At 72.3% G+C, this 25,970-nt stretch carries 23 protein-coding genes; 11 read left to right on the top strand and 12 right to left on the bottom strand.

Features of this window, described 5'->3' with window-relative positions; all coding sequences use genetic code 11:
• Positions 1 to 131 precede the first annotated feature (131 nt).
• Positions 132 to 1,166: a hypothetical protein gene (locus tag MYMAC_RS07130; protein ID WP_013935433.1), complete on the bottom strand. Its 1,035-nt coding sequence runs from the start codon at positions 1,164 to 1,166 to the stop codon at positions 132 to 134.
• Between the two features lie 105 nt (positions 1,167 to 1,271).
• Between MYMAC_RS07130 and MYMAC_RS07125 the strand changes: the two genes are divergently transcribed.
• From MYMAC_RS07125 to MYMAC_RS07110, 4 genes are all read left to right on the top strand, one after another.
• The gene (locus tag MYMAC_RS07125; RefSeq protein WP_095957525.1) at positions 1,272 to 2,126 is read left to right on the top strand and encodes a DUF2058 family protein; all 855 of its coding nucleotides are present in this window, start codon (positions 1,272 to 1,274) and stop codon (positions 2,124 to 2,126) included.
• A 151-nt stretch (positions 2,127 to 2,277) separates the two neighbouring features.
• Positions 2,278 to 3,105, top strand: coding sequence for a sterol desaturase family protein (locus MYMAC_RS07120; RefSeq protein ID WP_095961504.1), 828 nt, complete (start codon positions 2,278 to 2,280; stop codon positions 3,103 to 3,105).
• A 34-nt stretch (positions 3,106 to 3,139) separates the two neighbouring features.
• Positions 3,140 to 3,901, top strand: coding sequence for an SDR family NAD(P)-dependent oxidoreductase (locus MYMAC_RS07115; RefSeq protein WP_095957524.1), 762 nt, complete (start codon positions 3,140 to 3,142; stop codon positions 3,899 to 3,901).
• 139 nt (positions 3,902 to 4,040) lie between these two features.
• Positions 4,041 to 5,600, top strand: a complete 1,560-nt coding sequence (locus MYMAC_RS07110; RefSeq protein WP_239989391.1) for an outer membrane protein assembly factor BamB family protein — start codon at positions 4,041 to 4,043, stop codon at positions 5,598 to 5,600.
• 18 nt (positions 5,601 to 5,618) lie between these two features.
• Here the strand turns inward: MYMAC_RS07110 and MYMAC_RS07105 are convergent, their stop codons facing one another.
• Positions 5,619 to 7,442 carry a methyl-accepting chemotaxis protein gene (locus MYMAC_RS07105; protein ID WP_095957522.1) on the bottom strand — a complete coding sequence of 608 codons (1,824 nt, stop codon included), beginning with the start codon at positions 7,440 to 7,442 and terminating at the stop codon, positions 5,619 to 5,621.
• Positions 7,443 to 7,694: 252 nt separating this feature from the next.
• Between MYMAC_RS07105 and MYMAC_RS07100 the strand changes: the two genes are divergently transcribed.
• A complete protein-coding gene (locus MYMAC_RS07100; protein WP_095957521.1) occupies positions 7,695 to 8,294 on the top strand; it encodes a hypothetical protein in 600 nt (199 codons plus the stop codon).
• A 6-nt stretch (positions 8,295 to 8,300) separates the two neighbouring features.
• Here MYMAC_RS07100 and MYMAC_RS07095 read toward each other — a convergent pair whose 3' ends face one another.
• Complete coding sequence (locus tag MYMAC_RS07095; protein ID WP_043709014.1) at positions 8,301 to 9,044, bottom strand: PP2C family protein-serine/threonine phosphatase; 744 nt, start codon at positions 9,042 to 9,044, stop codon at positions 8,301 to 8,303.
• Positions 9,045 to 9,426: 382 nt separating this feature from the next.
• On the opposite strand from MYMAC_RS07095, the gene MYMAC_RS07090 reads away from it, so the two are divergent.
• On the top strand, positions 9,427 to 10,578 hold the full coding sequence (locus MYMAC_RS07090) for a hypothetical protein (RefSeq protein ID WP_095957520.1): 1,152 nt from the start codon (positions 9,427 to 9,429) through the stop codon (positions 10,576 to 10,578).
• Positions 10,579 to 10,583: 5 nt separating this feature from the next.
• Here MYMAC_RS07090 and MYMAC_RS07085 read toward each other — a convergent pair whose 3' ends face one another.
• The 3 genes from MYMAC_RS07085 to MYMAC_RS07075 all read right to left on the bottom strand — a co-directional run bounded on the left by MYMAC_RS07085 (position 10,584) and on the right by MYMAC_RS07075 (position 14,083).
• The gene (locus tag MYMAC_RS07085; RefSeq protein ID WP_095957519.1) at positions 10,584 to 11,864 is read right to left on the bottom strand and encodes a choice-of-anchor X domain-containing protein; all 1,281 of its coding nucleotides are present in this window, start codon (positions 11,862 to 11,864) and stop codon (positions 10,584 to 10,586) included.
• A gap of 24 nt (positions 11,865 to 11,888) precedes the next feature.
• The gene (locus MYMAC_RS07080) at positions 11,889 to 12,776 is read right to left on the bottom strand and encodes a hypothetical protein (RefSeq protein WP_095957518.1); all 888 of its coding nucleotides are present in this window, start codon (positions 12,774 to 12,776) and stop codon (positions 11,889 to 11,891) included.
• Positions 12,777 to 12,961: 185 nt separating this feature from the next.
• Positions 12,962 to 14,083: an aminotransferase class I/II-fold pyridoxal phosphate-dependent enzyme gene (locus MYMAC_RS07075; RefSeq protein WP_095957517.1), complete on the bottom strand. Its 1,122-nt coding sequence runs from the start codon at positions 14,081 to 14,083 to the stop codon at positions 12,962 to 12,964.
• 115 nt (positions 14,084 to 14,198) lie between these two features.
• Here MYMAC_RS07075 and MYMAC_RS07070 point away from each other — a divergent pair, with 115 nt between their 5' ends.
• Together MYMAC_RS07070 and MYMAC_RS07065 are read left to right on the top strand one after the other, a co-directional pair.
• Positions 14,199 to 14,672, top strand: coding sequence for a peroxiredoxin family protein (locus MYMAC_RS07070; protein WP_013935444.1), 474 nt, complete (start codon positions 14,199 to 14,201; stop codon positions 14,670 to 14,672).
• 14 nt (positions 14,673 to 14,686) lie between these two features.
• Positions 14,687 to 15,733, top strand: a complete 1,047-nt coding sequence (locus tag MYMAC_RS07065) for an SDR family NAD(P)-dependent oxidoreductase (RefSeq protein ID WP_095957516.1) — start codon at positions 14,687 to 14,689, stop codon at positions 15,731 to 15,733.
• 16 nt (positions 15,734 to 15,749) lie between these two features.
• Here the strand turns inward: MYMAC_RS07065 and MYMAC_RS07060 are convergent, their stop codons facing one another.
• The gene (locus tag MYMAC_RS07060) at positions 15,750 to 16,847 is read right to left on the bottom strand and encodes an MJ1255/VC2487 family glycosyltransferase (protein ID WP_239989390.1); all 1,098 of its coding nucleotides are present in this window, start codon (positions 16,845 to 16,847) and stop codon (positions 15,750 to 15,752) included.
• A 70-nt stretch (positions 16,848 to 16,917) separates the two neighbouring features.
• Here MYMAC_RS07060 and MYMAC_RS07055 point away from each other — a divergent pair, with 70 nt between their 5' ends.
• Complete coding sequence (locus MYMAC_RS07055; protein WP_013935447.1) at positions 16,918 to 17,226, top strand: hypothetical protein; 309 nt, start codon at positions 16,918 to 16,920, stop codon at positions 17,224 to 17,226.
• A gap of 136 nt (positions 17,227 to 17,362) precedes the next feature.
• Entirely contained in the window at positions 17,363 to 18,268 is a 906-nt protein-coding gene (locus MYMAC_RS07050; protein WP_013935448.1) for a LysR family transcriptional regulator, read from the top strand.
• Between the two features lie 7 nt (positions 18,269 to 18,275).
• On the opposite strand, the gene rsmB is transcribed toward MYMAC_RS07050, so the two are convergent.
• From rsmB to MYMAC_RS07030, 4 genes are read right to left on the bottom strand one after another with little or no spacing between them, the layout of a single operon-like run.
• On the bottom strand, positions 18,276 to 19,592 hold the full coding sequence (gene rsmB / locus MYMAC_RS07045; RefSeq protein ID WP_095957514.1) for a 16S rRNA (cytosine(967)-C(5))-methyltransferase RsmB: 1,317 nt from the start codon (positions 19,590 to 19,592) through the stop codon (positions 18,276 to 18,278).
• Positions 19,589 to 20,509 (bottom strand): type II 3-dehydroquinate dehydratase, encoded by a 921-nt coding sequence (locus tag MYMAC_RS07040; protein WP_095961503.1) that lies wholly within the window; start codon positions 20,507 to 20,509, stop codon positions 19,589 to 19,591. Before MYMAC_RS07040 ends, rsmB begins: the two co-directional genes overlap by 4 nt.
• A gap of 21 nt (positions 20,510 to 20,530) precedes the next feature.
• Positions 20,531 to 21,469 carry a methionyl-tRNA formyltransferase gene (gene fmt, locus MYMAC_RS07035; RefSeq protein WP_095957513.1) on the bottom strand — a complete coding sequence of 313 codons (939 nt, stop codon included), beginning with the start codon at positions 21,467 to 21,469 and terminating at the stop codon, positions 20,531 to 20,533.
• A 29-nt stretch (positions 21,470 to 21,498) separates the two neighbouring features.
• Positions 21,499 to 22,080 (bottom strand): hypothetical protein, encoded by a 582-nt coding sequence (locus MYMAC_RS07030; protein WP_043709017.1) that lies wholly within the window; start codon positions 22,078 to 22,080, stop codon positions 21,499 to 21,501.
• Between the two features lie 103 nt (positions 22,081 to 22,183).
• Here MYMAC_RS07030 and MYMAC_RS07025 point away from each other — a divergent pair, with 103 nt between their 5' ends.
• Entirely contained in the window at positions 22,184 to 23,779 is a 1,596-nt protein-coding gene (locus tag MYMAC_RS07025; protein WP_095957512.1) for a HEAT repeat domain-containing protein, read from the top strand.
• Here MYMAC_RS07025 and MYMAC_RS07020 read toward each other — a convergent pair.
• Positions 23,733 to 25,898, bottom strand: a complete 2,166-nt coding sequence (locus MYMAC_RS07020) for an FUSC family protein (RefSeq protein ID WP_095957511.1) — start codon at positions 25,896 to 25,898, stop codon at positions 23,733 to 23,735. The genes MYMAC_RS07025 and MYMAC_RS07020 overlap by 47 nt on opposite strands.
• Between the last annotated feature and the right edge of the window lie 72 nt (positions 25,899 to 25,970).

Raw genomic sequence — 25,970 nt, 5'->3', positions numbered from 1 at the left:
CAAATTTTCTTCCAACATCCCGCTGCCAGGATGTAGCGCCGACCCCTCCTCCCCGTCCGGGATGACCCCGGAGTCCCGGACAGCCGTTCACCGGGAAACGGCGCCCGCTGGGGGGCGCCCAGGTGCGGGGCTCAGGTGCCCTCTTCGTCCTCGGGCTCCGGGGCCGCCCCGGAGGACTCCGAGTCCGACTCCCCCGCCTTCTTGCGCTGGATGCCGAAGGTGTCGAGCGCGTCGGCGATGCCCTGGGGCTTGTCCGCGTCCGGCAGGAAGTCCTCGGGCGGCTGGAGCCGGGGGTCCGTCCCCACCTCGGAGAGGGCGGCCTCCAGCGTCAGGCGCAGCTCGGCGGCCTCGGGCGTCTTGTCCCCGGGCACGCCCATGCGCCCGTCCAGCCGGGCCTTGAGCACCACGGAGGTGGCGGCGTCCACCAGCACCTCGCCGTCCAGCGAGCGCGGCAGGCGGTGGGCGAAGAAGTTGGCCCGGCGGACCGTCGTCTCGTCCGCGCCGCCCTTCTTGGGCTGCGGCATGGGCGGCAGGGGCCGGGACGTGTCCGCCTGCCCGGCCGGCGCGAGCGTCACGACGTAGCGCCAGGCCGTGCGGCCCTCGTGGGTGACGGTGCCCTCGGGCGTCAGCTTGATGCGGCCCTGGAAGAGGCTGTCGAAGTCGCGGATGGCGCCCGTGAGCTCCGCGCGGGTGCGCTCGGCCATGCCGCGGTCGCGCAGGCGCTGCCGGAAGGGGCCATACCGGTTGCGGGCGAACACCTGCCCACCCACCCGCATCACCTCCAGGCCCTGGTCCCGGGAGTTCTCCAGCACGCCGTGGAAGTCCCCGCCGACCCCGCCCGGGCCGGCGCGGAAGGTGCGTGTCTCGGTGAGCTTCACGGGGATGGAGGCCTCGGAGGTCCACTCGTACCCCAGCGTCGCCTGGTAGCGGTGCGGCCCCAGGCGCTCGGTCACCTCGGCGGCGTCCATGCCCAGGATGCGGCGGGCCACCCGGGGGTTGTCCGCGACGTCCTCGGGGGGCAGCGTCTCCTTCGCGGACGCCACCGCCTTGGGCGGGTCCTCGGGCGAGAAGATGCGTGCCTTGGCCGCCTTGTCGACCGGGTCCGAGCAGCCCGCGGCGGCCAGCGCCACGGCAAGGGTGAAGGCGGACTTCTTCAGACGGCTCACGACTCCTCCGGGAGGGTACGACAGGGCCGGCAAGTTACGTGGGGCATACACGAGCGGCAAGCAGTGGCTTGCGTGCGGCCGTGCAAGGGATAGAACGCCCAACTCATGCAGAACCTGCGCGACAAGCTATTGAAGGCGGGCCTCGTCACCGAGGACCAGGCCAAGAAGGTGGAGACGAAGGCCAGCCAGGCGGAAGCCCGGCGCTCTGGCCCTCAGGAGGGCGGCCGTTCAGGCGGCAACCGTCCTCCCCCCCGCCGTGACGACAACCGGACACAAGGGGGCCCGCCCCGAGCCGAGGGCGGCGGCCGTCCCGGGGGCCCCCGTGACGCGGGCCGTCGGGAGGGCGGTGGCCGTCCCGGTGGCTTCGGCGGTGCGCCCCGGCACGGCGGAGGCCCCCAGCAGGGGCGCCCGGCCGCCGCTCCGGAGCGGGCCATCCCGAAGCTGCCCCCCATGCCAGGCTCCAAGGCCTACCAGCGCGCCGAGTCCAAGCGCCAGGTGGAGCTGGACCGGGCCCTGCGCGAGCTGGTGCTCGGCTCCCAGGTGCCGGTCGAGGCGGGCGAGACGGCGTTCTACTTCATGACCCGCAAGGGCAAGCTGCGCCGGCTGGAGCTGAGCCCGGCGCAGGCGAAGCAGCTCGAGGAGGGCGAGCTCGGCGTGGTGGAGCGGCCCGAGCCCGCGCAAATCGAGCACTCGCTGGTGCCCGCGGCGGCGGCGGAGCAGATGTTCGCGCTGTCGAAGAAGTCGGTGCGCTTCCTCAACCGCAAGGACAACCCCGTCGGCTTCATGAACGACGAGGAGCTCAAGGCGCAGCAGGCCGCCGAGGCCGCGGGCACCGCGCCCGAGCTGCCCGACGAGCCCGAGGGCGAGGGCGAGGCCCCCGCGTCCGAGCCGCCCGCCGAGGGCGAGGCCTCCACCACGGAGCCGACGCCGGCCCACGGCGACGAGCCCCAGAACGGCTGAGCGTCCGCGACGCTGACGCTTTTCCCACCCTCCCCTCCCCCACGGGCGCGGGGAGGGTGGCGTCGTGTCCCAGCCCCACCGCGACGCCTTCCCCGGCGTGGCGGAAGCTGATGTGGTGTCCCCCCTGGCCGGCCCGCCCTGGAGGTGCCACGTGGTGCAGGGATTCCTGAAGCTGCTTCCCGTCGTGTTCGTCGTCTCCGGCGGGCTCAAGGCGGTCATCCTGTGGGCCGGCTGGAAGCTGACGCACCTGAAGTCCGCCGCGCGGCTGCGCGTGTACCGGCGCGCGTTCGGCAAGGGACAGCTTCGCAGCGAGGTGCGCGCCGCCCTCATCGTCATCGGGTGCGACGCGCTGCTCATCAGCGCGTTCCGGGCCTTCCACGACGAGCGCTTCGCGCCCTTCCGTTGGACGGCGACGCTGCTGACGTTCGCGTGGATGTTCGTGATGTTCGAGGCGTGGTTCTACGTCACGCACCGGCTGATGCACACGCGCGCGTTGTACTGGATTCACGCCCAGCACCACGTGGCGCAGGTGACGAACCCCATCACCTCGCTGTCCTTCTCCGTCGCGGAGCGGGTCGTCCTGCTGGGCGGCGCCTTCATGCTCGTCACCGTGGCCGGGCACTTCATGCCCATCACCCAGGCGGGCCTGGTCCTCTACATCCTCACCAACTACTCGCTGAACGTGCTGGCCCACGGCAACACGGAGTGGGTGCCCGAACGCTTCGTGTCCTCGTGGGCCGGGCGCCTCTTCTTCACCACCACCTTCCACGCCATGCACCACGCCCGCTACCAGGGGCACTACGGGCTCTTCACCCCGATGCTGGACCGCTGGCTCGGCACCGCGTTCGCGGACTACCCCCAGGTCCACGCCCGCGCACGCGCGGGACAGGGCCTGGAGCGCCTGGGCGAGCGCATCCGCCTCGACGCACCCTCGCCCACGGTCTCCGCGCCGGCGCCAGGAGGACTGGGCACGTCTTGATGCCAGCGCGAGGGCGCGGCGCTAGGCTGCCCTCATGACGACGACTTCCAAGACGGTGGTGGTAACGGGCGCGAGCCGGGGCATTGGCCGCGCCGTGGCGCTGGCCTTCGCGAAGGAGGGCCATGACGTGTGGGCCCTGGCGCGCTCGAAGGAGTCGCTGGAGTCGCTCCGCCAGGAGGGCGGCGAGCGCATCCGGCCGCACGCGGTGGACGTGGCGGACGAAGCCGCGCTCGTCGCCGCCAGCCAGCGCATCCTCGCCGAGGGGCCTCCGCGCGCGCTCGTGAACAACGCGGGCATCACCGTCTCCGCGCCCCTGACGAAGACGCGCACCGAGGACCTGGCCCGCGTCATGGCCGTCAACGTGACGGCGCCCTTCCTCCTGTGCCGCGAGCTGATGCCCGCCATGGCCCAGGCCGGCGGCGGCCGCGTCATCAACATCGGCTCCATGGCGGCGGTGCGCGGCGTGAAGTACACGTCCGCGTATTGCGCGTCCAAGCACGCGCTGCTCGGCCTCACGCGCGCGCTCGCGGTGGAGTACGCGAAGAAGCAGGTGACGGTGAACATCGTGAACCCGGGCTGGGTGGAGACGGACATGTTCGCCGGGGCGACGTCGGCCATCAGCGCGTCCACGGGCCGCAGCGTGGAGCAGGCGCGTGACGCCCTGGCCTCCATGAACGCCATGGGCCGCATCATCACCCCCGAGGAGGTGGCCGCCCTGTGCCTCTTCCTCGCGTCGGACGCGGCGGGCGGCATCACCGGCACGGCGTACGCCATCGACGGCGGCGAGCCAGGCTGAGACTTCACTCCCAATCCGCCTGACTGCCTGCCCGGCCGCCACCCGTGGCGGGGTGTGTTGCGCAGCGGGAATCCCATCCCCACTGTGCGCGACCACCCCGGCGACAAGCGGCGCGGTGGCCAGCAATCGGGAGGCGGGCGTGAGTGGACTGCGAAGCATGGTGCTGGGCGCGTGTCTGTGGGTGGGCTGTGCCTCCTCGGTGGAGGACAGCGCGGGGCCCATGGCCGGGACACCCGCGGATGTGACGCAGACGCCCGCGCCTGGAGGTGAGACACCCGCGCCCCAGGTGCCCGCGACAGACTCGCGGGTGCCACCTCCGGAGACGTCCGCGGCCTGCTCCGGGCCGGACGGCACGGCGAGGCTCGCGTGGAGCCATGACGCGGCGTGGAACCGCACGGTGGACTTCCGCGGGCTGATGGACGCGGACGGGAACACCTACTGGACGGAGTGCGAGAGCAGCTATTGGGTGGACAAGGACCCGAGCCTGCTCGCGTGCCAGCTCGTCTCCGTCACGCCGGAGGGCACCGAGCGCTACCGGCGCGACCTTCCGCCCCCGGGCGCCTGGGCCGCCCACACCGTGGAGGGGGACCAGCTCTTCGTGACGGGCCGGCTCGCCCTGCTCTCCGCGCGGGACATCGCCACCGGCCAGGAGCGCTGGAGCGTCTCTCTGGGCGCCGTGAAGGACGAGGACCCGGCGGCGCACCACGCGCTGCGCATCGAGTCGCTCGTGCGCAGCCCGCCCTACCTCGTGGCGCTGGTGCATGACACGTTCGGAGACGTGGGCGCCGAGGACCTGCTGGTCGCGGTGCGCGCGGACACGGGCGCGGTGGCGTGGAAGGTGCCCGTCCCGCCCGTCCACGCGCCGCTCGTGGTGGACGCGGAGGGCAACGTCTACGGGGGCGCCTCCGACGTCCTGGCGCAGCGGACAGCGCTCTTCTCGTACACGGTGGATGGGCAGCTCCGCTGGAGGACGGAGCGGACGGGCGTGGTGGAGCCCACGGCCGTGGACGGCGGGACGCTGCTCCTGGGCCGCTCCGAGCTGGTGGACGCGGCCACGGGCGCGTCGCTCGCCACGCTGGCCACCGCCTCCGCCGAGTCCTTCTATTACTCGCTGGGCCGCTCCAGCTCGCCCTTCGGCCGCGCGGCGCTGCAGGCCGGCGAGCTGCTGGTGCTGCCGGACATGCGGTGCGCCACGGACGGCTGCCCCACCACGGCACATCCAGGGGGCACCTTCCTCTATGGGCTGGACCCCGAGAGCGGCGCGGTGCGCTGGCACCGGGCGGTGGGCACCTGGCCGACGGCGCCGCTGCTCACCCAGCGCGGCGCCCTGCTGTTGGTGGACCGGCCCGTGAATGAGCCGTGTGGCGAGTACGGCTGCACCGGCGATGACGCCGCCATCGGTTCGTTCCTGCGGGAGCTGGGGCCAGATGGACGCGAGCTGTCGGCGTGCGCGCTGACGGGCAAGGCGCCATACATCACCCCGCCCGCGCTGCACCGGGGCCGCGTGGTGCTGGGGGCGTGGACCAACTGGGATGCCAGCAACGACTGGACGCAGCGCATGAGCATCCGCGCCTTCGACCTGACAACGCCCGATGAGCCGGCCTCCGGCGGGTGGGTGAGCGCGGGCGGCGGCAACGCCCGCTCGGGCCAGACGAAGCCCACCGGCGGGGCGGCGCAGGCGCGGGCGGCGGGCCGGTAGCGCCGCCGGCTCCGCGCCTTAGAGGCGATAGCGCCCGACGATGGCGCTCAGCTCGGCGGAGGCCGCGGAGAGCTGGATGGCGGACTGCTCGCTCGCGGCCATGCGGTCCACAATCTGGTCCGCCAGGTCGGCCATGGAGCTGAGCGCGGCGAAGAGCTCCGCGATGCCGGCGTCCTGCTGGCTCACGGCCTCCGCGATGCTGCGCACCGTCTTGCCGTTGTTCTGGATGATGCCCGCCAGCGAGCGCAGGCTCTCACCCGCCGCGCGCACCTGCTCCAGGCCACCTTCCACCTCGCGCGCGCCGCCCTCGCTGGTGCTCACCGCCTGCGAGATGGCACGGCCGATGTCGCCCAGGATGGACTGCACGCGTGTCGTCGCGCCCGCGGACTGGTCCGCCAGCGAGCGCATCTGCCGCGCCACCACGGAGAAGGAGCGCCCCGAGTCCCCGCTGCGCGCCGCTTCAATGGACGCGTTGAGCGCCAGCACGTTGGACTGGTCCGCCAGGTCCTTCACCGTCCGGGTGATGTCGCCCACCTGCCGCGTGCGCTGATTCAGCTCCGCGACGGTGCGGCCAATCTGCTCCACGTGCGACCGGATGTGCGTGAGCCCGCCCACGCTGCCGGACACCGCCGCCTCGCCCGCCTCGCCAAAGCCGCTGGCCTTGTCCGCCTCGCGCAGGATGACCTCCACGCGCCGCGCCGCCGCGCGTGAGGCCTCCTGGAGCTGCTGCGCCGCCATCTGCGTCTCGTGCAGCGCCACCGCCTGCTGCGACACCGCCTCGTTCTGCACCGACGCGGACTCCGTGAGCTGCGTGGACGCCGTCTCGAGCTGCTCGGCCGAATGGCGCAGCGCCATCAACAGCTCGCGGAGCTGCGACATCAGCTCCGAGAACGAGCTGGCCAACTGGCCAATCTCGTCCTTCGAGCGCACCTCCAGCCCGCCCCGGAAGTCCGCTTCCGACACCATGCGCGCGGTGGCGCGGGTCAGCTCGCGCAGCGGCTCCATCATCCGCCGCACCAGCAGGAAGATGGCCGCCCCCGCCGCCACCGTGACAATCACGCCCAGCAGCACCACGAGCAGCATCGACTCGCGGAACTGCTCCGCTTCCTTCCCGCCGTCCCGCGTGAGCAGCAGCTCCACGCCCGGCCCCAGCTCCACCCGGCGCAGCCGCAGCGACACGCCGTTCACCTTCACCATGTCCGGCCGCCCCTTCCCCGCCAGCGCCGCGAGCAGGGCATCGGGCGGCACGGCGCCCAGCGCGTGCGCCACCGACGTCTCCCCCACGGTCAGCAGCCCCTCCACGCCGCGCTCGTCGCGCAGCGCCTGGAGCTCCTGCTCACCCAGAATCCGCCCCAGCACCAGGTGCCCCACGGCGCGGCCCTCATGCGTCAGCGGCTGCGCCACGGCCAGATGCGGCACGTTGCCCACCAGGACGACCTGCGCGCCCTGCTGCTTCAGCAGGCGCTCCACCCCCGCCAACGCGCCACCCGGCGTGCCCGCGCGCAAGCCCGCGGCGAGGTCCACGGCGCCGAGCAGCTCCACGCCCAGCAGCGACTGCTTCGCGCGCAGCGCGGGCTCGAGCTGCTCGGCGACGGCGCCGCTCGCCAGCGCGGCTGGAAGGGGAGACTCCGCCGCGGCGACGCGCGCCAGGGCCGTCAACGCCCGCGACTCCTGGGACAGGACGCGGCTCCACGCGGCTTCGTCCTGCGCCAGTCGCGACGTGAGCGTCTCGTGCGACCACGTCCGCAGCGACACGCCCGTGAGCGCGACGCTCAGCGTGGAGAGGCAGAGGATGACAAGGGAAAGTGCGACGGTCAGGCGCGCGGCAAGGCTGTGCGTCATTCGCTGCAAGGCCAGGGCATGGGCGGGGGGACCCAGTGGGGGGAAGGCCAGCCTACCGCGACAACGCCCTGCTGTTGAGCGAGGAACAACAGGTGGCAGGAATGACCCGGCGACCTGTCTCGCATGACACAAAGCGAGACCTACACCGATGTCGTGCACCTACGTCCCGCGCGCTTGAAACACGCGTGTCCGTGGACACCCGCCCTGGCGTTGCATTGACCGGGGTGGAAGCGGCGCGGTTGCGTGCGAACCATGCGCTCGCCCTGCGTCCCAGCCGCCCTGGCCCTGCTCGCCTTCACGCCCAGCCTGCTCCGCGCGGAGGATGTCGCCACGGAGGCCCGCGCGAAAGCCGAGCCCGCTCCCACGACGCGCAACTTCGGCAACCTGCGCGTCGGCGGCTCCACGGCGAACGGCAACGGCCGGCCGGAGCTGTGCCTGGAGCTGTCTCCCGTGGCCTTCCTGTCCGTGGAGAGCTGTGGCACGGGCAGTGGCTTCCTGCATGGAGACCCGGAGCCCGAAGTGGCGCACTTCCGCGCGAAGCTGCGGCTGGCCTCCTTCGAGGTGGAGCGCTGGGGCACCTTCCAGCCCTTCCTCGCCGGAGGCTTCGCGGAGGCGCAGGTGGGCCGCGATGACCCGGGGTTCCAGTTCTCCGGCACCGACAAGCGCCGCGTGGCGACGACGGGGCCCGAAGGAGGGCTCGGGCTGCGCTTCCTCCGCCCCCTGGCCGCGGGCTTCGAGCTGGTGGGGGACTTCAACTTCAGCCTGGCGTGGCTGCCGCATGCGCCCGAGCTCATCCAGCCCGGAGACACGTGGCTGCCATCCGCCAGCCTCTCCTTCGGCGTGGGCTTCTGACGCGCCTCACGCCTCCGCGACGCGCAGCACCACCGCGGTGATGTTGTCCTTGCCGCCCGCCTCGTAGGCGTCCGCGACCAGCGCGTCGCAGGCCTCCTGCGCGGAGGACAACGTCAGGCGCTTCATCAGGCCCTCCGTGCCCAGCGGCTCATAGAGGCCGTCCGAACACAGCAGGAACACGTCCCCCGGCTCCGCCTGCAGCCGCTGCACGGTGGGCTCCGCGTTGTCCGTGCCCAGCGCGCGGGTGATGAGGTGCCGCAGGTTGCCCGAGCCGCCCGGCGGCTCCATGCCGGCGTCGCGCAGCTCCTCGATGAGGGAGTGGTCCCGCGTCAGCGACTCCAGCTTCCCGGCGCGCAGCCGGTACAGGCGGCTGTCGCCCACGTGCGCCACGGCCGCGCCGTGCTCGCTCACCGCCAGGGCCACCACGGTGGACGCCATCTCCCGCAGGCGGCCCACGCGCTGCGCCTGGAGGTTGCGCTGCGCCAGCGCCGAGCACGCCGCCAGCAGGTTCTCCTCACGGCTGCGGCGAGGGTCCGGCACCGTGGGCCACGTCGAATCCTGGTCCTGCCCCAGCCGCAGGCCAAAGCCCACGAAGGTGTCCACGACGCACCGGCTGGCGACCTCTCCCCCCTCTTGTCCGCCCAGCCCGTCCGCCACCACGAACAGCCCCAGCTCCGGCGCGACGCAGAATGCATCCTCGTTGTGCGGTCGCCGACCGATGTGGCTCTGTCCCGCGCTGTCCATTCTCATGACTGCCTCCTCGGGCCTCCCACCAGCAAGCGGGAGGCCAGCGTCCTTCCCCCGACGGACGCATGAAACGGATACTCCGGTTCTGGGGATTCCTGGGGGGAGACCGCCACGCCCCGTGGACGAGCGCTCCTCACCCGTCCACTTGCGGACGCTGCAAGTGCCCTCCATCCGTCAACAGCCCACAGAACGTGGGGTCGTGACCCCACACCCGCGCCCCGCCCCTCCGTGGGAAGCGCCTGCCCGCCAGGACGCTCCCGTCAGGGTGCGCGACGGCTGTTGCAACGACATGAAGCGCTCCGCCAGCCCCGTCCCCTGGCAACTTCTCCGGTGACGGGACGACAATTCCGATGCGGCCCGCAGTGCGCGCCGCAGGGAGCCCCTGATGTCGACCATCCGCCGCATCACCGCGAGCATCTCCAGCGCCATCTCCCGCGCCCGGCTCGACACGAACCTGGAGTCCGTGTCCCCGCTGGCCCCACGCGAGCCGCTGCAACCCGTGCCCGCGGTGCGGCGGGGCTTCGCCGATGAGAGCGAGTTCCAGGCCGAGGTGGATGACCTGGACACGTCGCTCACCGCGCACGCGCCGAAGCTCGCGGGCCTGGACGGGGCGCAGGTGGACGCGGAGGCCCCCGAGCACCTGCGCGTGTTCGCGGGAGAGAGCTCGTTCGAGTCGGCCCCGCCGCGCTACTCGCAGCTCCTGGGCTCGCAGCTCCCCGCCTCGCTCGGCGCGCCTCGCGAGTCCGTGAGCGGCGCGGCGCACCGGCCGTCCTCCCGCGGCCCCGGCGCCCAGGACATGGGCAGCGACCTGCTGTCGCCAGACGCCGCCGCGTGGGAGCTGCAGAACCGGGACACCTCCATGGCGCCCACGCCGGTGGAGGCGGAGGACGTCCTGTTCATGCTGGATGGCCCTGGCGCCGCGGCCGACCTGGAGCCCGCGTTGGAGCTGGGCCTCGAGGACCTCTTCGAGGAGGCGCCGCGCCTGCGCGCCGCGGAGGACGCCCTCTTCAGCGCTGGCGCCGAGGACGTCCCGGCGGCGCGCGCCGACACCGAAGCGGCCCGCCTGGCGGGGCTCGCGCCCACCCGCTTCGACGCACCGGTGAACTTCGCGACCGAGGCCGCGGGCATCGACGCCGTCCCGGCGGACCTGGCGACGGCCGCGGCCGGGGACGCGCGCGTGGACGACGCGCCCGCGGGCTTCGCGCTGGGCAGCGCCTACGCGGCCACCTACGGCCAGCAGTTCGCCGCGCGGCAGGCGTTGGACGCGGCCGTCAGCCCCGCGGGGCCCGACGCGTTCCTCGCGGACCCGCTGGATTTGGGCACCCTGGCGCCGGACGAGCCCACGCTCGACGACGCCGCCGTGGCGGGTGTGCTGGGCTCCATCTCCGCCAACCCCGCGGCGGCCAGCGCGCCGGTGGCCGCCGCCTTCGCCTCACAGGGCGTGGAGGTGGTCGCGGAGGCCCTGGAGCCGGAGCTGCCGCCGGACGCGAACCCCGGCGCCCCGGAAGCACCGGCGCCCGAGGAGCCCCAGGGCTGAGGTGCTCACGGCGGGGGCGGCTCGTCCTGCTCGATGTACCGCTGGATTTCGATGATCTCGCGGTTCATCTCGTCCAGGTAGCGCTGCCGCTCCTCGCCCTGCCACTCCGCGGGCGAGAACGACTCGAAGGGATAGTCCTTCGTGGTGTGCACGTACCCGCGCAGGCTCGTCATCAGCTCGCGGTCCGGGTCGCCCCGCTCCTTGAGCAGGAAGCCCTCCACGTCCCGCAGCTTCAGGGGGAAGGTGGGCACCTCGTCCAGCACCAGGTTGCCGGCGATGGTGAGCTTCACCTCCTGCTCACCGCGCTTCAGCTCCTCGTTGAAGGACACGTGCGCGAAGGGCATGCCGCTCTCGTCATCCACGCGGCCCGCCACCACGTACCGTCCGGCCTTCTGGACCTGAATCCCGAGGTAGAGCTGAAGTGAGCCCTCGGGCGACAGCACCTCGCGCACCCCGCCGGTGAAGAGCGCGGGCGGCGACGGGGTGTACATGATGTCGAAGGACGCGGCGCCCTCGGCGCTCCCCGAGCGCACCTGCACGTCCACGCGCAGCGTGCCGGAGTAGATGGGGAAGCCCTGCTTCGACGGTTGGAAGCGCCCGGTGAAGGTGCCGTCCCCTGCGAGCGCATCACCCGAGGCGCCGTCATCCGTGAAGACGAGGGGCACCGCCGGCACGCCGCCCGCGCCGGGCATGTGCTCGGCCTCGTGCGCGAGGGCGGACACCACCTGACAGGGCCTGGGCACGCGGCGCGCGTCCTCGCAGCCGACGAAGAAGTGCACCACTTCATCGCCCACAACGAAGACGCGGTCCTGCTTCAGCCGGAGCTGGATGTCGGAGCCGTCCATGTTCAGCGGGTGCGTGCGCTCCGGCTCCGCCAGCTCCATCTGGTCCGGGTGCTCGCTGGCGGGACGTGACTCCGGCGGATACCGCGTCGCCTTCATGTACGCCGCCAACGTCTCCTTCGCGCGCGCCAGCCGCCGCTCCCACAGCTCGCGCCGCGCGTCGCGCTCCGCCTCCTCCGGACCGTGCGCCGGCGCTGGCGCGGCCACCCCCGGCGGCGGCCCCGCCGGCGGTGCATCCATGGCACCGCCCGGCTTCCGGGGCGCGGACATGGCGGACGGCGAGGACGCTTCCATCACGGCGTCCTCGCCGGGGGGCTCCGCCCCCGCCTCCGAGTCCATCCACCACCACCCCATGCCGCCCAGGACCAGCGGGATGAGGGGAACGGCCCAGATTGCGTGGCGCATCCGGGACGCAGGGGCGGAGACGGTGCCGGTCGGAGTCATGTCGCTTCTTGCGGTGAGGGGGGCTCAGTACGCGTAGTCCGCCATGTACTGGCGGAGGGGGGCGATGATGCCACCCCAGTTGCCACCAGCGTAGTGGTTGTACGCCTCCCGGTCGTCGCGCAGCACCAGGGAGTGGTTCGCCCACTTCGCGCGCCCGTCGCTGGAGGGCTGGGTGAGCATGTTCAGCGTGGCACCACAGAACCAGTCACCCGGGTTGCACTGCGAGCTGCCCGCGCTGCCCGACACGCCGCCCGTCGAGTGGTACGCCACGGCCTCGTCGTCCTGCCCCGGGAGCACGAAGGAGTACGCCGTGCCCTTGGCGGCCGCGAACATGTAGAACGCCTTACCGCGCGTCTCATTGTGGTTGTACATGGCGCGCGCGTTGGTGGTCTTCAGGTCGGTCACCAGCGCGTCGCTCGTCGCCCACTCGCCGATGTCCGCCAGCTCGCTGCCGCCAGCGGCGCCCGACGCCACGCCCACCCACAGGATGTTCCAGCCCTTCTGCGTCGCGCCGCCGCTCACGTTGCCGCAGACGCCACTGGCGTTGGGCGACGCGTTCTTCACCTGACGCGTCGAGCCGCCGTACAACGACAGCGCGTAGCCAATCTGCAGATTGCCCGCGCTGTGCGCGGCGATGTAGCACTGGTTGCTCCCCGTGCAGAAGCAGTCCAGCGCGTCACGGATGCGCTCGTTCTGCGTGCCGATGCGCTGACGGCCATCCCAGTTGACGGCCTTCTTGTTCACGCCCGCCTGGGCGCTCGCCGGGCCCCAGTAGCTGAAGTCGTTGTAGTTGCCGGGCTGCGTCGTGCCGCTGTTGCGGCCGTGAATCCACAGGGTGTACCGGGCCGCTGCCGCCTCCGTGCCCGCCAGCATCGTTGCGGCGGCAAGGACCATACCGAAGAGCTTCTTCATGTTGAGCGCCTCCAGCGCTGCGTTGGGGGATGCCAGCCTGGCGGGGGACCAGGCGGCGGGCCGAACTCTAGAGGCGCGAGGTGTAAAAGGTCGAGATCATGGAAATCTGGAAGTGCGCGCCAGAACTGACGCAGCGCAGCAGCCCTGTAGATTCCCGCAGGTAGGCGACATTCGCCCCGTGCGGGTCAACGCGATGTGTCGGCCACGTAGCGCTCCAGGCGCGCCAGCGCGTCGGGCAGGTTCGTGCGGCCCAGGCCCAGGCGGAAGTGATTGCCAGGGAAGTCGTAGACGTCGCCGGGCAGCAGCAGCACGCCCTCGCGCTCGCGCAGGTCCTCGGTGAAGCGGGCCACGGGCGTCTCACGCAGCAGCCTGGGGAAGGCCACGCTGCCCGCGCGCGGGCGCACCCAGTGGAAGGTGTCCGGGTGCCGCGCGAAGAAGGCGTCCAGCAGGGCGAGGTTCTCCGCGAGCAAGGCCCGGCTGCGCGCCAGCACCCGCTCCTTCGCGCGCAGCGCGATGAGGGACAGCACCTCGCTGGGGGCGCTGTTGCAGATGGTGGTGTAGTCCTTGTAGGCCGCGCAGCGCCGCAGGAGCGCCGTGTCGCGGCAGGCCAGCCACCCCACGCGCAGGCCCGCGAGGCCAAAGGCCTTGGACATCACGCCCAGGCTGATGCCATGCGGCGTGTGGCTGGCCGCGGGCGGCAGCGTGTCGCGCGAGTCATGCTCCAGCAGCCGGTACACCTCGTCGGACAGCAGGTGGATGCCGCGCTCGCGCGCCAGCTCGCACAGCGCGTCGAAGGTGGCGCGCTCCAGCAGCGCGCCCGTGGGGTTGTGGGGGAAGTTCACCACCAGCAGCCGCGTCTGGGGCTTCAGCTCGCGGCGCAGCGCGTCCAAATCCAGCGCCCAGCCGTCCTCCTCGCGCAGGCGCAGCAGCGTCACGTCCGCGCCGGTGGCGCGCGCCACCTCGTGCAGGGACTGGTAGCCCGGCCAGGTGACGATGGCGTGGTCGCCCGGGCCCAGCAGCACGTTGACCAGCACGAAGAGCGCCTCCTCGGCGCCGGCGAAGGTGAGCACCTGGTCCGGGGACAGCCCCGGGTAGAGCGCGGCAAGCTCCTCGCGCAGCGCGGGCAGGCCCGTGGATTCGGTGTAGCCCAGCGTCAGCCCCTCCCAGCGGGCCTGCTCGTCCGGGCCGGCGAGCGCCAGCAGGTCCGCCATCCGCCAGCCCTCGATGTCCGAGGAACACAGCAGGTACGGCGCCGCGAACTCCCAGCGCGCGAAGTACCGCTCCAGCTTGAAGTCGGGGATGCGCATGCCGTGAGTGTCTGCCTGCTTCGCGGCCTGCCGTCCAGCGCCGCCCGGGAGCGGCCACGCGTGCCTAGCTTGAGTCGCGTCCTTTCCCGAACCCCTGGCCCCGCTGGAGCCCTCCATGCCCACGCTCGACATTCCCATCACCCTGTTGGACCCGGACGGCGGGTGGATCAACACGCCCGTCCATGTCTCGGAGCTGGATGAGCTCCCCGTCCTCCTCCACTTCTTCTCCGTCAAGCAGCGCGGCGGTGACGAGGACATCGACGCGGTGAAGCGCCTCATCGCGGAGTTCGCGCCGCGCGGGCTGAAGGTCATCAGCGTGGACGTCACCCACTCCGCCAAGGAGCTGCGGGACACCAACGCGGTGGAGGCCTTCGCGCGCAGGCACGGGCTCTACCACCCCATCGCCGTGGATGACGGCTCCATGGCGCGGGCCTACGACGTGGCGGACACGCCCGCGTGGCTGGTGTTCGACGCGGACGCTGGCCGCCTGCGCCACCACTTCTCCGGGCGGAACGCGTCCCGCCACGTCCGGCAGGTGCTGGAGCGCTTCGTCCAGGCCGGCGCCGCGGCCCCCTCCCCCGCCCTCTGAACCAGGAGCCCACCATGGCGACTCGCCGCAAGGATTCTGACTCGTCCCGCTTCTCGCTCGGCACCGTGGCCGCGGCCGGCATCGGCGCGGCGCTGGGGCTGCGCCGCATCCTCCGCTCCCGCTTCCAGTTCAAGGACCGCACCGTCCTCATCACCGGCGGCTCCCGCGGCCTGGGCCTGGTGCTGGCGCGGCAGTTCGTCAAGGAGGAGGCCCGGGTGGCCATCTGTGGCCGCGACGAGCTGACGCTGGAGCGGGCCCGCGAGGAGCTGGAGCGCGCTGGCGGCGAGGTCTTCGCCATCCCCTGTGACGTGCGAGACCCGGTGCAGGTGGAGGCCATGGTCTCCGCCATCCACGAGCGCTGGGGCGCGGTGGACGTGCTCGTCAACAACGCCGGCGTCATCCAGGTGGGGCCGCTGGAGTCCATGACGCTGGAGGACTTCCAGGAGGCCGTGGACACGCACCTGTGGGCGCCGCTGTACACCACCCTGGCCGTGCTGCCGGAGATGAAGCGGCGCGGACAGGGGCGCATCGTCAACATCGCCTCCGTGGGCGGCAAGGTGAGCATCCCCCACCTCCTGCCGTACTCGGCCAGCAAGTTCGCGCTGGTGGGCCTGTCGGACGGCCTCCGCGCGGAGCTGCGCCAGGACGGCATCCTGGTCACCACGGTGTGTCCGGGGCTGATGCGCACCGGCAGCCCGCGCAACGCGTACTTCAAGGGCAACCACGAGGCGGAGTACGCGTGGTTCTCCACCGGAGACTCGCTGCCCGTCACCTCGCTGAGCGCCGAGCAGTCCGCGCGAAAAATCCTGGCCGCGTGCCGGCGGGGCGACGCCGAGGCGCTGCTGGGCGCGCCGGCGAAGCTGGCCGCCGTGGGCCGCGCGCTGGCGCCAGGCCTGACGGCCACCCTCACCGCCTGGGTCAACCACTTCATGCCCCAGGACAGCAGCCAGGACCGCTACACCGGCAGCCAGAGCGAGACGCCGCTGACGCAGTCCTGGCTCACGGAGCTGACGCGCCGCGCGGCCGAGCGCAACAACGAGACGGAGGTGCCGCTGCACTGACAGCGGCTCGCGGGCGTCAGTCCCGCGCCATCTCCATGGCCCAGTGGCCCCGGTGCTCGTAGGCCAGGGCCAGCTGCTCGCGCAGGGCGGCCAGCATCCGCGTGTTGCCGTCCTGCTCATAGCCCTGGAGCGCCTGCTGGCAGCGGGGCACGCGCGTGAGGAACTCCTTCAGCGCGTCCACCGTCAGCGCCTTCACGTACATGCCGTAGCCGAGCTGCTCCAGGTACAGCGCGTTGATGACCTGCTCGAACTGGCCCACCAGCGGCACGCTGAGCACCGGCTTGCGCAGGTACACCGCCTCGCTCATCAGCGTGTAGCCGCCGCTGGCCACCACGCCGCGCGCGGTGCGCAAGTCATCGATGAAGCCCTGCTCGCTGAAGGGCCGGTACGTGAGGTTGCCGTCCACCAGGTCCTCGGTGAGGTCCCGGCGCAGCCCGTACACGCGGCAGGGGATGCCCGCGGCCTTGAGGATGTCCGGCAGCGCCGTGTTCGTCGTCGCCGTCTGGTACACGAGCAGGTGCTCGCCGGGCTCGGACTTCGCTTCGATGATTTCGGGGCGCAGGATCGACGGGGCCAGCGTGGTGCGCCGCTTGCGGAGCTCCGGGTAGAAGAACGTGGTGACGAGGTAGTGGAAGGCCCCCGGCAGCTTCGCCTTCACGATGGCGCGCGACGTCTCGAAGCCGTCCTCGTGGCCCGCCAGCAGCGCCGGCTCGTGCTTGCACCGGTTGATGACCTGCATGTTGTCCACGCTGATGACGGGCAGCCGGTGGTTGCGGGCGAACATGTAGCTGAAGGACTCGAAGTCGCTCACCACCACGTCCGGGCGGAATTCGTCCACCAGCTCGAAGTACTGGCGGATGTTCTGCGGCCAGCCCTTCACGGCGCCCGTGAGGTTCTGCAGCACCGTCTGCCACTTCTTCACCGAGTTGCCCTCGTACGCGAGCGTCAGCCCCCAGATGCCGTGCACGTTCTGGAAGCGTTTGGCCAGGTAGTCCTGGGCGCGGCCGGAGACGACGATGTGGACCTCGTGCTCCTTCGTGAGCTCCTCGAGGAGGACGCGGGAGCGCGTCGCATGGCCCATGCCTTCGCCGACGACACCGTAGAGGATTCGCATGCCCGCCAGCATACGCGCCCGCCACGCCCCCGGTTGAGCCCGCCCCGCCCTCGCGGCTATAGCTGCCCGCATGCCCGCCCCTCCGGAGCCCTCCCCCCCTCAGCGCTCGTCCCTGGGACGCTCGGCGGCGACGGGCCTCTTGGGCGGCCTGCTGCTCGGCGGCCTGGGCCTGCTCGCCGTGGGCCTGAAGAACAGCTTCATCGCCCCGGGCTGTGACGGCCTCTCCAGCCCTGAATGCCAGCTCTTGACGGACGCCACCCGGGAGGTGGGGCGCGTGCAGACGCTCGGCGGGGGTGCCCTGACCGCGCTCGCCGCCTCCCTCTTCGTCCTGTTCCGCCCGCGCCCGCCCGCCCCGCCCGAGGGGCCCGAGGGCTCCTGAGCCCTGGCCGCAATCCCCCTGTCGTCCGATGAGCGGCCGGAGGGAGCCCTGGCGGGTTAGGTACTTTGCCCGCGAAGGAAAGGCATTCTAATTAACACTGGCCTAATCATTGGGTTTGGGGGTAGGAGACGGACTTATGCAGCTCGAATCCTTGAAGATGTTCTGCGACGTGGTCGAGACCGGTTCGTTCTCCCGCGCCGCGCAGCTCAACCACGTCACGCAATCGGCGGTGAGCCAGCAGATTCGCGCGCTGGAGAACCGGTATGAGCAGAAGCTCCTGTCGCGCAGCGCGCGTCAGGTGACGCCGACGCCGGCCGGGGAGCGGCTGTTCCGCGGGTGCAAGGAGATCCTCGCCCGCTTCTCCGAGGTGGAGCAGGAGATTCGCGAGCAGGCCACCGAGGTGGCGGGCACCACCACGGTCTCCACCATCTACTCGGTGGGGCTGCACGAGCTGAACGCGGTGCAGAAGCAGCTCCTCAAGTCGCACCCCAAGGTGAACATGCGCCTGAACTACCGGCGCAACGACCAGGTGTACGACGACGTCATCCTGGGCGCGGCGGAGATTGGCATCGTCGCCTACCCGCAGCCCCGCGCGGGCGTGGACATCCTGTCCTTCCGCGACGACAAGCTGGCCGTCGTCTGCGCGCCGGGCCACTCCTTCGCCACGAAGCAGAAGGTGAGCCTCACCGCGCTGTCGGGCGTGCCCTTCATCGCGTTCGACCGCGAGGCGCCCACGCGCAAGGCGCTGGACCGGCTCTTCCGCGAGAAGAACATCGACATCAACCCGGTGATGGAGATGGACAACGTGGAGACCATCAAGCGGGCGGTGGAGATGGGCCTGGGCGTGGCCATCCTCCCCATGGCCACGGCCATGGGCGAGGTGAAGGGCGGCTCGCTGGTGGCCAAGCCCTTCGCGGAGGGGCCCGTGTCGCGCCCCATTGGCCTGCTCATCCGCAAGGGCAAGTACCTGGACCGCGCGTCCGCCGCGGTGCTGGAGGCGTTCAAGGCCGCCGCCAACCTGCCGACCTCCGACGAGGCCTGAGCGCCCGTCAGTAGAGCTTCCGGAGGCGCGCGGCGAAGAACCCGTCGAAGCCCTCCGGCCCCGGCAGCGTGCGCAGGTACGCCTGGGACAGCGGCAGCTTGAGGCCGGGCAGCACGGGCGGCTCGGCCGTCCACTCCGGGTGGCTGCGCAGGAACATCTCCACCTGGTCCTGCCCCTCCTGCGGCTCCATGGTGCACACCGCGTAGACGAGCAGCCCGCCGGCCGGCACCGCCTCCTGGCAGTTCTCCAGGATGCGCCGCTGGAGCGTGGCCAGCCGGGAGATGTCCTCCTCCTTGCGGCGGTAGCGCAGCTCCGGGTGGCGGCGCAGCGTGCCCAGCCCCGAGCACGGCGCGTCCACCAGGAACGCGTGGAACTCGCCCCACGCTTCAGGGAAGGGCTCCGCGGCGTCGTGCGCGTAGGCCTTCAGGCGCGGCTGCAGGCCCAGGCGCTTCGCCTCCGCCTCGATCTTCCGCAGCTTGTGCGCGTGCAGGTCCACCGCGACGACGTCATGGGACTGCGCCTGGTGACAGGACTTGCCGCCCGGCGCGGCGCACGCGTCCAGCACGCGCGCCGTCTCCGGAATCGCCCCGTAGACGCCCACGAGCTGCGCGGCCTCGTCCTGCACCTGCCACAGCCCCTCCGCGTAGCCGTACACGTCCTCCACCCGGCCCACCGGCGGCAGGGTGATGCCCACCGGCGACACGGTGGTCGCCTTGGCGTCCACGCCCATCTCCTGGAGCTGGGTGAGCAGCGCGTCGCGCGTCACCTTCGCGGTGTTGGCGCGCACCACCACCGCCGGGGCCTGATTGTCGGCCACCAGCATGGCCTCGGCGCGCTCGCGGCCGAACTGGCGCAGCCAGCGCTCCACCAGCCACTGGGGGTGGCTCTCCCGCACGGACAGGTGGAGCGCCACGTCGGACGCCGGGGGCAGCGGCGGCGCGGGCAGGTCCGCCAGCTTGCGGAGGATGGCGTTGGTGAAGCCCGCCGCGCGCGTCAGCCCCACTTCCTTCAGGGCCTGCACCGTCTCCGCCACCGCGGCGCGCGCGGGCACGCGGGTGTGGAAGATTTGATAGGCGCCAATGCGGAGCGCCGCCAGCACCTTGTCCTCCAGCGCGTCCAGCTTGCGGTCCGCGAAGCGGGCAATGGCGTAGTCCAGCGCGAGCTGCCGCCGGGTGGCGCCGTAGGCCAGCTCGGTGACGAGCGCCGCGTCGCGCGGGTCCTTCGGCGGCGATTCGGACAACTGCGTGTCCAGCACGACGTTGAGGTAGGCGTCCGTCGCGCGGACGCGCGCGAGGACGGTGATGGCGAGGGCGCGGGCGTTCATCCTTCGTCGAGCCGGGTCAAGAGGTCCACGAGCTGCTCATCCGAGAGCCGCGTCGCGGGCAGGTTGGAGAGGGTGAGGCTCTGGAGGCTCTCCTCCAGCAGCTCGCGGTGGCCATGCTCCGCCGGAGCGCCCCGCTGCACCGCCTGATACTGGGAACGCGCCCAGGTGGCCAGCTCGGCGGCGGAGAGCCGCCCCGCGAGCCGGTCCGAAATCTTCTGGCGCACCAGCGCGCGCGTGAGCAGGTCCGCCGCGGGGGTGAGCCCCTTGCCGCCGCGCCCCAGCGTCTTCGCCTGGCGGGCCGCGCGCAGGTCCTCCACCGGCGCCAGCTTGCGGCCCAGCGTCTTCGTGGGCCCCGCCGCCTTCACCGCGCGGGCCAGGGACTTCGCCGTCTCCGACGAGCCCTCCCTGCGCGGGGCGCGCTTGAGCACGGTGATGGGCGTCACCTTCGCGCCCCGGGTGGCGCTGCCCTTCTTCTTGCCCAGGGGCTTCTTCGGCTCCGGCTGCGCCGTGGTGAAGACGCCGCTGCCGAAGGTCTCCAGGGCCTGCAGGTAGGGCTCGAAGCCGGGCCCGCCGTGAATCTGGAGCACGCAGGCCTCGCCCACCACGGACTCACGCGCGGGGGGCTTGAGCAGCACCTCGATGGCGGGCAGCCCCGCGGCCTCCAGCCCTTCCTTGAGACAGTAGGAGCCGAACAGCCCGGCCGGGTTGATGATGATGCCGTCCAGCGCCTCCAGCTCCGCGCCGAGCGTGTCGAGCAGGTCGCCCTCGTGGTTGGACTGCACCACCGTCAGCTCCAGGCCCAGCGCCTCCGCGCGGGCCTGCATCGCGGCGTCCAGGTCCTCGAGCCGCCCGCCGGACGTGTCATCCCGCACGCCCAGCAGGTTGAGGTTGGGTCCATGCAGCACCAGCAGTCTCATGCCCATCACCCGTTCTCCCAATCAGCCCGCGACGAAGGGCTGGCTGCCCGGCGCCAGCTTGTGCCCCTGCAGGAAATCCGCGGCGCGCATCACCCGCTTTCCCTCCGGCTGGAGGTCCAGCAGGACCAGCGAGCCCTCGCCGCATGCCACCTCGATGCCGTCCGGGCCGGACGCCAGCACCGTGCCGGGAGCCCCACTACCACCCCTGGCCGTCGCGCGGTGGACCTTCAACAGCTTTCCGCCCAGCGTGGTGAAGGCGCCGGGCCACGGCGTGAAGGCCCGCAGGCGGCGCTCCAACTCCACCGCGGGCCTCGTGAAGTCCAACCGGCCCTGGTCCTTCTCGATGATGGGGGCCAGCACCATGCCCTCGGAAGGCTGCGGCACCGGCTTCAGCTCGCCGCGCAGGTAGGCGGGCAGGTATTCGCGCAGCACCTCACCGCCCAGCGCCGCCAGCTTCGGGTACAGCGTGGCGCTCGTGTCGTCCGGCGCGATGGGCATGCGCTTCATCGCCAGCACCGGGCCGGTGTCCAGGCCCTCGTCCATCACCATCAACGACACGCCCGTCTCCGCGTCGCCGTGGGCGATGGCCCACTGGATGGGCGCGGCGCCCCGGAAGCGCGGCAGCAGCGAGCCGTGCACGTTGACGCAGCCGTGGGTGGGCAGCTCCAGCAAATCCTTGGGGAGGATGCGGCCATAGGCCGTCACCACGCAGATGTCCGGCGCGTACTGGCGCAGCGCCTCCGCGAAGGGCGGCGTGCGCAGCTTGGTGGGCTGGAGCACGGGCACGCCGCGTGACAGGGCCAGCTCCTTCACCGGCGGCGCCGTCACGGTGTTGCCGCGGCCCTTGGGCTTGTCGGGTTGGGTGACGACGGCCACCACCTCTCCCAGTTCGAAGCAGGCGGCCAGGGACGCCACCGCGAAGTCGGGGGTGCCCATGAAAACGATGCGGGGTCTGCTCATGGTGTCGCGCTTCTCCTGCGCCGGGCGACTCAGGCCACGGACTTGAAGGTGCTCCCGGTGGGGGTGTCCACTGCCTGACGCTTGCGCGTGTGCAGGGCGCTCAGGGTGCCCAGGGCCTCCAGGGCCTCGGGCGTGGTGGCCACCGGCCGGAGGGCTTCCAGCACGGTCTCCAGCGCGTAGGCCTCGTCCGCCTCGCGCTCCCGGATGCGGGTGACGGCTTCACTGAAGCGGTCGAAGAACAGCTTGAGCTCGTCGCCGCGCCGCAGCGGGCGCAGCCGGGGATAGCGGCCCGCCGCCAGCGCCGCGACGTAGAGGCTCATGACATGGACGGGGCCCGCCACCCGGTGGGTGAACACCAGGCCGAAGAGGCCCAGCGCCACCGCCGCGCCCAGCGTGCCCAGCCCCGTCAGCCACAGCAGCGTCTGGCCGCCGTCCACCCCGGACGCCACGGAGGACACGTGGACGCGGTGCGCCAACAGCCCGAACACCCCGATGCCGCCGGCGCCAATGCCCGCCAGCAGCAGGATGTATTTGAGCTGGAAGGGCCGGTCCAGGATGTACGTCCGGCGGATGTGGCTCGGGCGCACCGTCTTTTGATTCCCATCGGACATGTCGTTGACCAGCGTACCCCAGGTGCCGGGGGCGGTTTGCTTCCTTCCTCGCGCGAGGTTTACACGGAAGACAGGACAACCTCGCAGACGCACTGGAGACCGAATGACGCGCTCTCTCACCGCGTTGTGTGTTGCGCTTTCCTTCCTGACGTTGGCTGGGTGCAAGGGGGACCCGGCGACCCCGGAATACTGGGAGTCGAACATCCAGCAGAGCCGGCGAGCGGAGGACCGCATCCGCATGGTGGAGGCCATGCGCTCCTCCGGGAAGCTGAATGAAGGTTTCCTGCCCATGCTCCACGAGCAGCTCGACACGGAGCGCAAGCCGGAGGTGCGCGCCGCGCTGGCCCGCGCCCTGGGCGACTTGAAGCATGCCTCCTCCGTGGAACCCCTGACGAAGGCCCTGGACCCGGCGGCGGGGGACATGCCCGCGCAGCTCGCCAACAAGGCCATCGTCGCGACGCTGGGGACCATTGGCGACCGCCGCGCCATCCCCGCGCTGGTGCCGCTCTTGCGCGCCAAGGACAACTACACGCGCATCGAGGCGACGCAGGTGCTGGGCGACATGAAGGCGAAGGAGGCGGTGGAGCCGCTCATCGCCCTGGCCACGGACGACACCGTGGAGCCCTTCCTCAACAAGAAGGCCATCGAGGCGCTGGGGGACATCGGTGACGCGCGCGCGGCGCCCGCGCTGGTGCGCATGCTGACCAAGGAGCGCAAGGGCAAGTCCTTCTACGTGGAGAGCTCCTTCGCGCTGTACCAGCTTGGCGCGCCCGCGGCGGACGCGCTGCTGCCGGCGCTGGAGGGCCAGGACGCGGAGCTGCTGAAGTGGGCGCGGTCCAACGGCGTCAACCCCGCCAGCTACGCGATGAAGGCGGCGACGGTGCTGGGCGACTTGCGGGAGAAGCGGGCGGTGGCCGCGCTGCTCAAGCAGCTCGCCTTCACCAACGCGGACCCGCAGATTCAGGCCCTGGTGCGGATGCAGGCCGCGGACGCGCTGGCGCGCATGCGCGCGCCGGAGGCGGTGAAGCCGCTGGCGGGGCTGGTGGCGGAGACGGACCCCACCGTGCGGGACGCCTACGTGCGCGCCCTGACGCGCCTGGGGGGACGCGACGCGCTGCCCGCGCTGGAGAAGGCCGCGGGCACCGGAGACTGGTACGCGCGCGAGTCCGCGGTGAAGGGCCTGGCCATGCTGGGCGACGCGCGCGAGCTGCCCGTGCTCCAGAAGCTGGCGGCGGCGGAGCCGGCGCGGACGGCCGCGGACTGCAAGCAGGCGGACGACGACGGCTGTGACGACCCGGCGGCGCTGGGCAAGAAGCGGGCGGACCAGATTTCCGGCCAGGCGAAGCTGCTGGAGGCGGCGCAGGCGTGCGCGGGCAACGCGGGCTGCTGGGTGCAGCGCATGGAGAAGGCGGACCCGGTGCTGCTGGAGCGCGCGGCGCTGGAGGTGGGCCGCGCGGGCACGGCCGAGCACGCGGTCGCGCTGGCGGCGCGGCTGGGCGAGCGCGACACCGAGGCCCGCCTCGCGCTGGTGCTCGCGGTGGGCTGGCTGGTGGAGGGCTCGCGGGACACGGCGAAGAAGCTGCGCCAGGCCGCGCTGCCCACCCTGCGCAAGCAGCTCGCGGACGAGCAGGGCAACACCCGGTTCGTCAGCGTCAACGAGGACCTGCGGCGGCTGGTGGCGACGCTGGACCGGACCTGAGGCCCTCCTTGAACAGCAGCGGCGGGACGCGCTCCGCCGCGTGGTGCAGCACGGTGAGCTGACGCAGGAGCCGCTCCACGTGCGTGCGCACCAGCGGCTCCGCCCCACCCTTGGGCGCCGGGGTGGGCATGGGCGCGGGCCGCCGCTGCTGCTCCACGGCGGCGGCCAGGTCCTCCAGGACGCAGACGACGAAGCGCACCACGTCCGCCAGCTCCCGGGGCGCCGCGCGCTCGCTCCGGCTCGCGGCCAACGTCGTCACCGCCGAGGTGAAGCGGCGCGCGTAGACGAGCAGGGCCATCACCGGCTCCAGCTCCCTGGCGGGCCCCCTCCACTCCCCCAGCAGCCGCTGGAAGGACGCCTCCGCCGACAGCAGCGCGAGCCCCATCCGCCGCCGGGCCTCTCGCACCGGGGCCTCCGCGTCCGACGACGCGGAGGCCACCGCCATCACGTAGTCGCGGTCCGCGCGCAGGGCGGAGGCCACCTGCTCCGGCAGGCGCAGGTGTTCGGGGCTGGGCCACAAGAGCCGCATCCCCGCCAACGCAATCAAGCCGCCCAGCAGCGTGTTGACGATGCGGACACCCGCCAGCTCCCAGTCTCCCGTCTGGAGCTCCGCGAGCAGCACCAGCGCTGGCGTCAGCAGCACCTGGAACGCGGCCAGGCTGAGCGGCTGGAGGCTCATCGCCACGGCGAACAGCACCACGATGGCCAGCAGGATGATGGCCGGGTCCCTCACGAGCGCCACGAGCCCCGCCGCCAGCCCCGCGCCCAGCAACGTGCCCGCGATGCGCTGAAGGCTCCGCTGGAAGGTGAGCCCCGCGTAGGGCTGGAGCACCACGGTGACGGTGATGATGACCCAGTAGCCGTGGTTCAGGTCCAGGGCGCTCACGAGCGCCATGGCCAGGGACGCGGCGACGCCCAGGCGCAATGCATGGCGGAAGATGACGGAGCGGACGTTGAGGTTCTCCCGCAGGGGCTCCAGGGGGGATGATGGCGGCGCCTTGCTCGCGGGCCGGGACGGCAGGGACGGCGTGTCCGGCACGGGCGCGCTGTCCTCCAGTCGCGCCGCGACGTCCACCGTGGCGTGCGCATAGTCGCGGAGGCGGTCCAGCAGCGAGTACACGTACTGGTAGCCGGCGCGCGCCTGCTCCGGAAGGTCTCCCGCGGCCGCCAGCGCGCGCTTCACCCGCTCCGCGCTCCAGGCGGGAGGGCCGCTGCCCCCGCCCTCCTTCTCCAGCGCCAGGCGGACGCGGCGCAGGTCCGCGGCCAGCTCCGCGAGCGCGCGCTGCACCTCGGAGCGGAGGGCGTGGTAGCGCGGCTCCGCGGGCGCCACCTCCAACATCTCCGTGAGGGCAATCAGCGTCACCATCATCGCGTCCGCGCCCTCGAGCAGCACCAGCAGGTGCTCACCCCGCCCGCTCTCACCCGCCCGGCCCATGCGCGTGGAGGCCAGCACGGTGCGCGCCTGTTCGATGAGCTGGCGCATGCGGGCCTGCCAGGGCGCCACTGGCAGGACACCCGCGGCGACGGGCAACCCTTCCAAGGGCCAGCGCCCGACCTCCTCCGCGTGCTCCGCCAGCGCGTCGTAGCACCGGGCGATGGCCATCCGCGCCGGGCGGTAGGGGAACAGCGGCCACAACAGCAGCGCGAGGAACATGGCCCACGCGCCGCCCACCAGGAACAGGCCGGAGCGGAGCAAGGCGTCCGAGACGTCCCTGGCGGGAAGCGCGAGCGACACCACGAAGTAGTTGGCGAGCACCACGCCCATCAACCCCGGCGTGTCGCCATAGGAGCGCGCGAAGCCGCAGGCCGTCACCCAGAGCAGCGTGACGATGACGGCGGCCCAGGCCGGCAGGTGCAGCGCCGCGGCGAGCCCCACCACGGCCCCCATCAGCGTCATGGCCCCCATGGTGCGCGCGCGGTAGCCGTACGGCCCACCCCGGTCCACCAGGGCGACGAACAGCGCGGACAGGCCGACCCAGGTGGCCGCCGGCAGGTGCAGCAGCGCCGCCGCGGCCAGGGGCGCGCCCACCGCGAGCGCTGCCCGCAGCCCGGCGCCATACGCGGGGCGGCCCGGCTCGACGCGGAGGAAGGCCTGGAGGTGGTGGTGAAGCGAACCCATTGCGGGACGTAACGCGCGCCCCTCCACACGGGCAACCCGCTTCGCGCCAGCGGCCCACGCGCAGTGGCGTTT

It is taken from the genome of Corallococcus macrosporus DSM 14697, from assembly GCF_002305895.1.
Classification (GTDB): Bacteria; Myxococcota; Myxococcia; order Myxococcales; family Myxococcaceae; genus Myxococcus; species Myxococcus macrosporus.
Note: the sequence above shows the minus strand (reverse complement) of the source record. Positions and strands in the feature narration are given on the sequence as shown.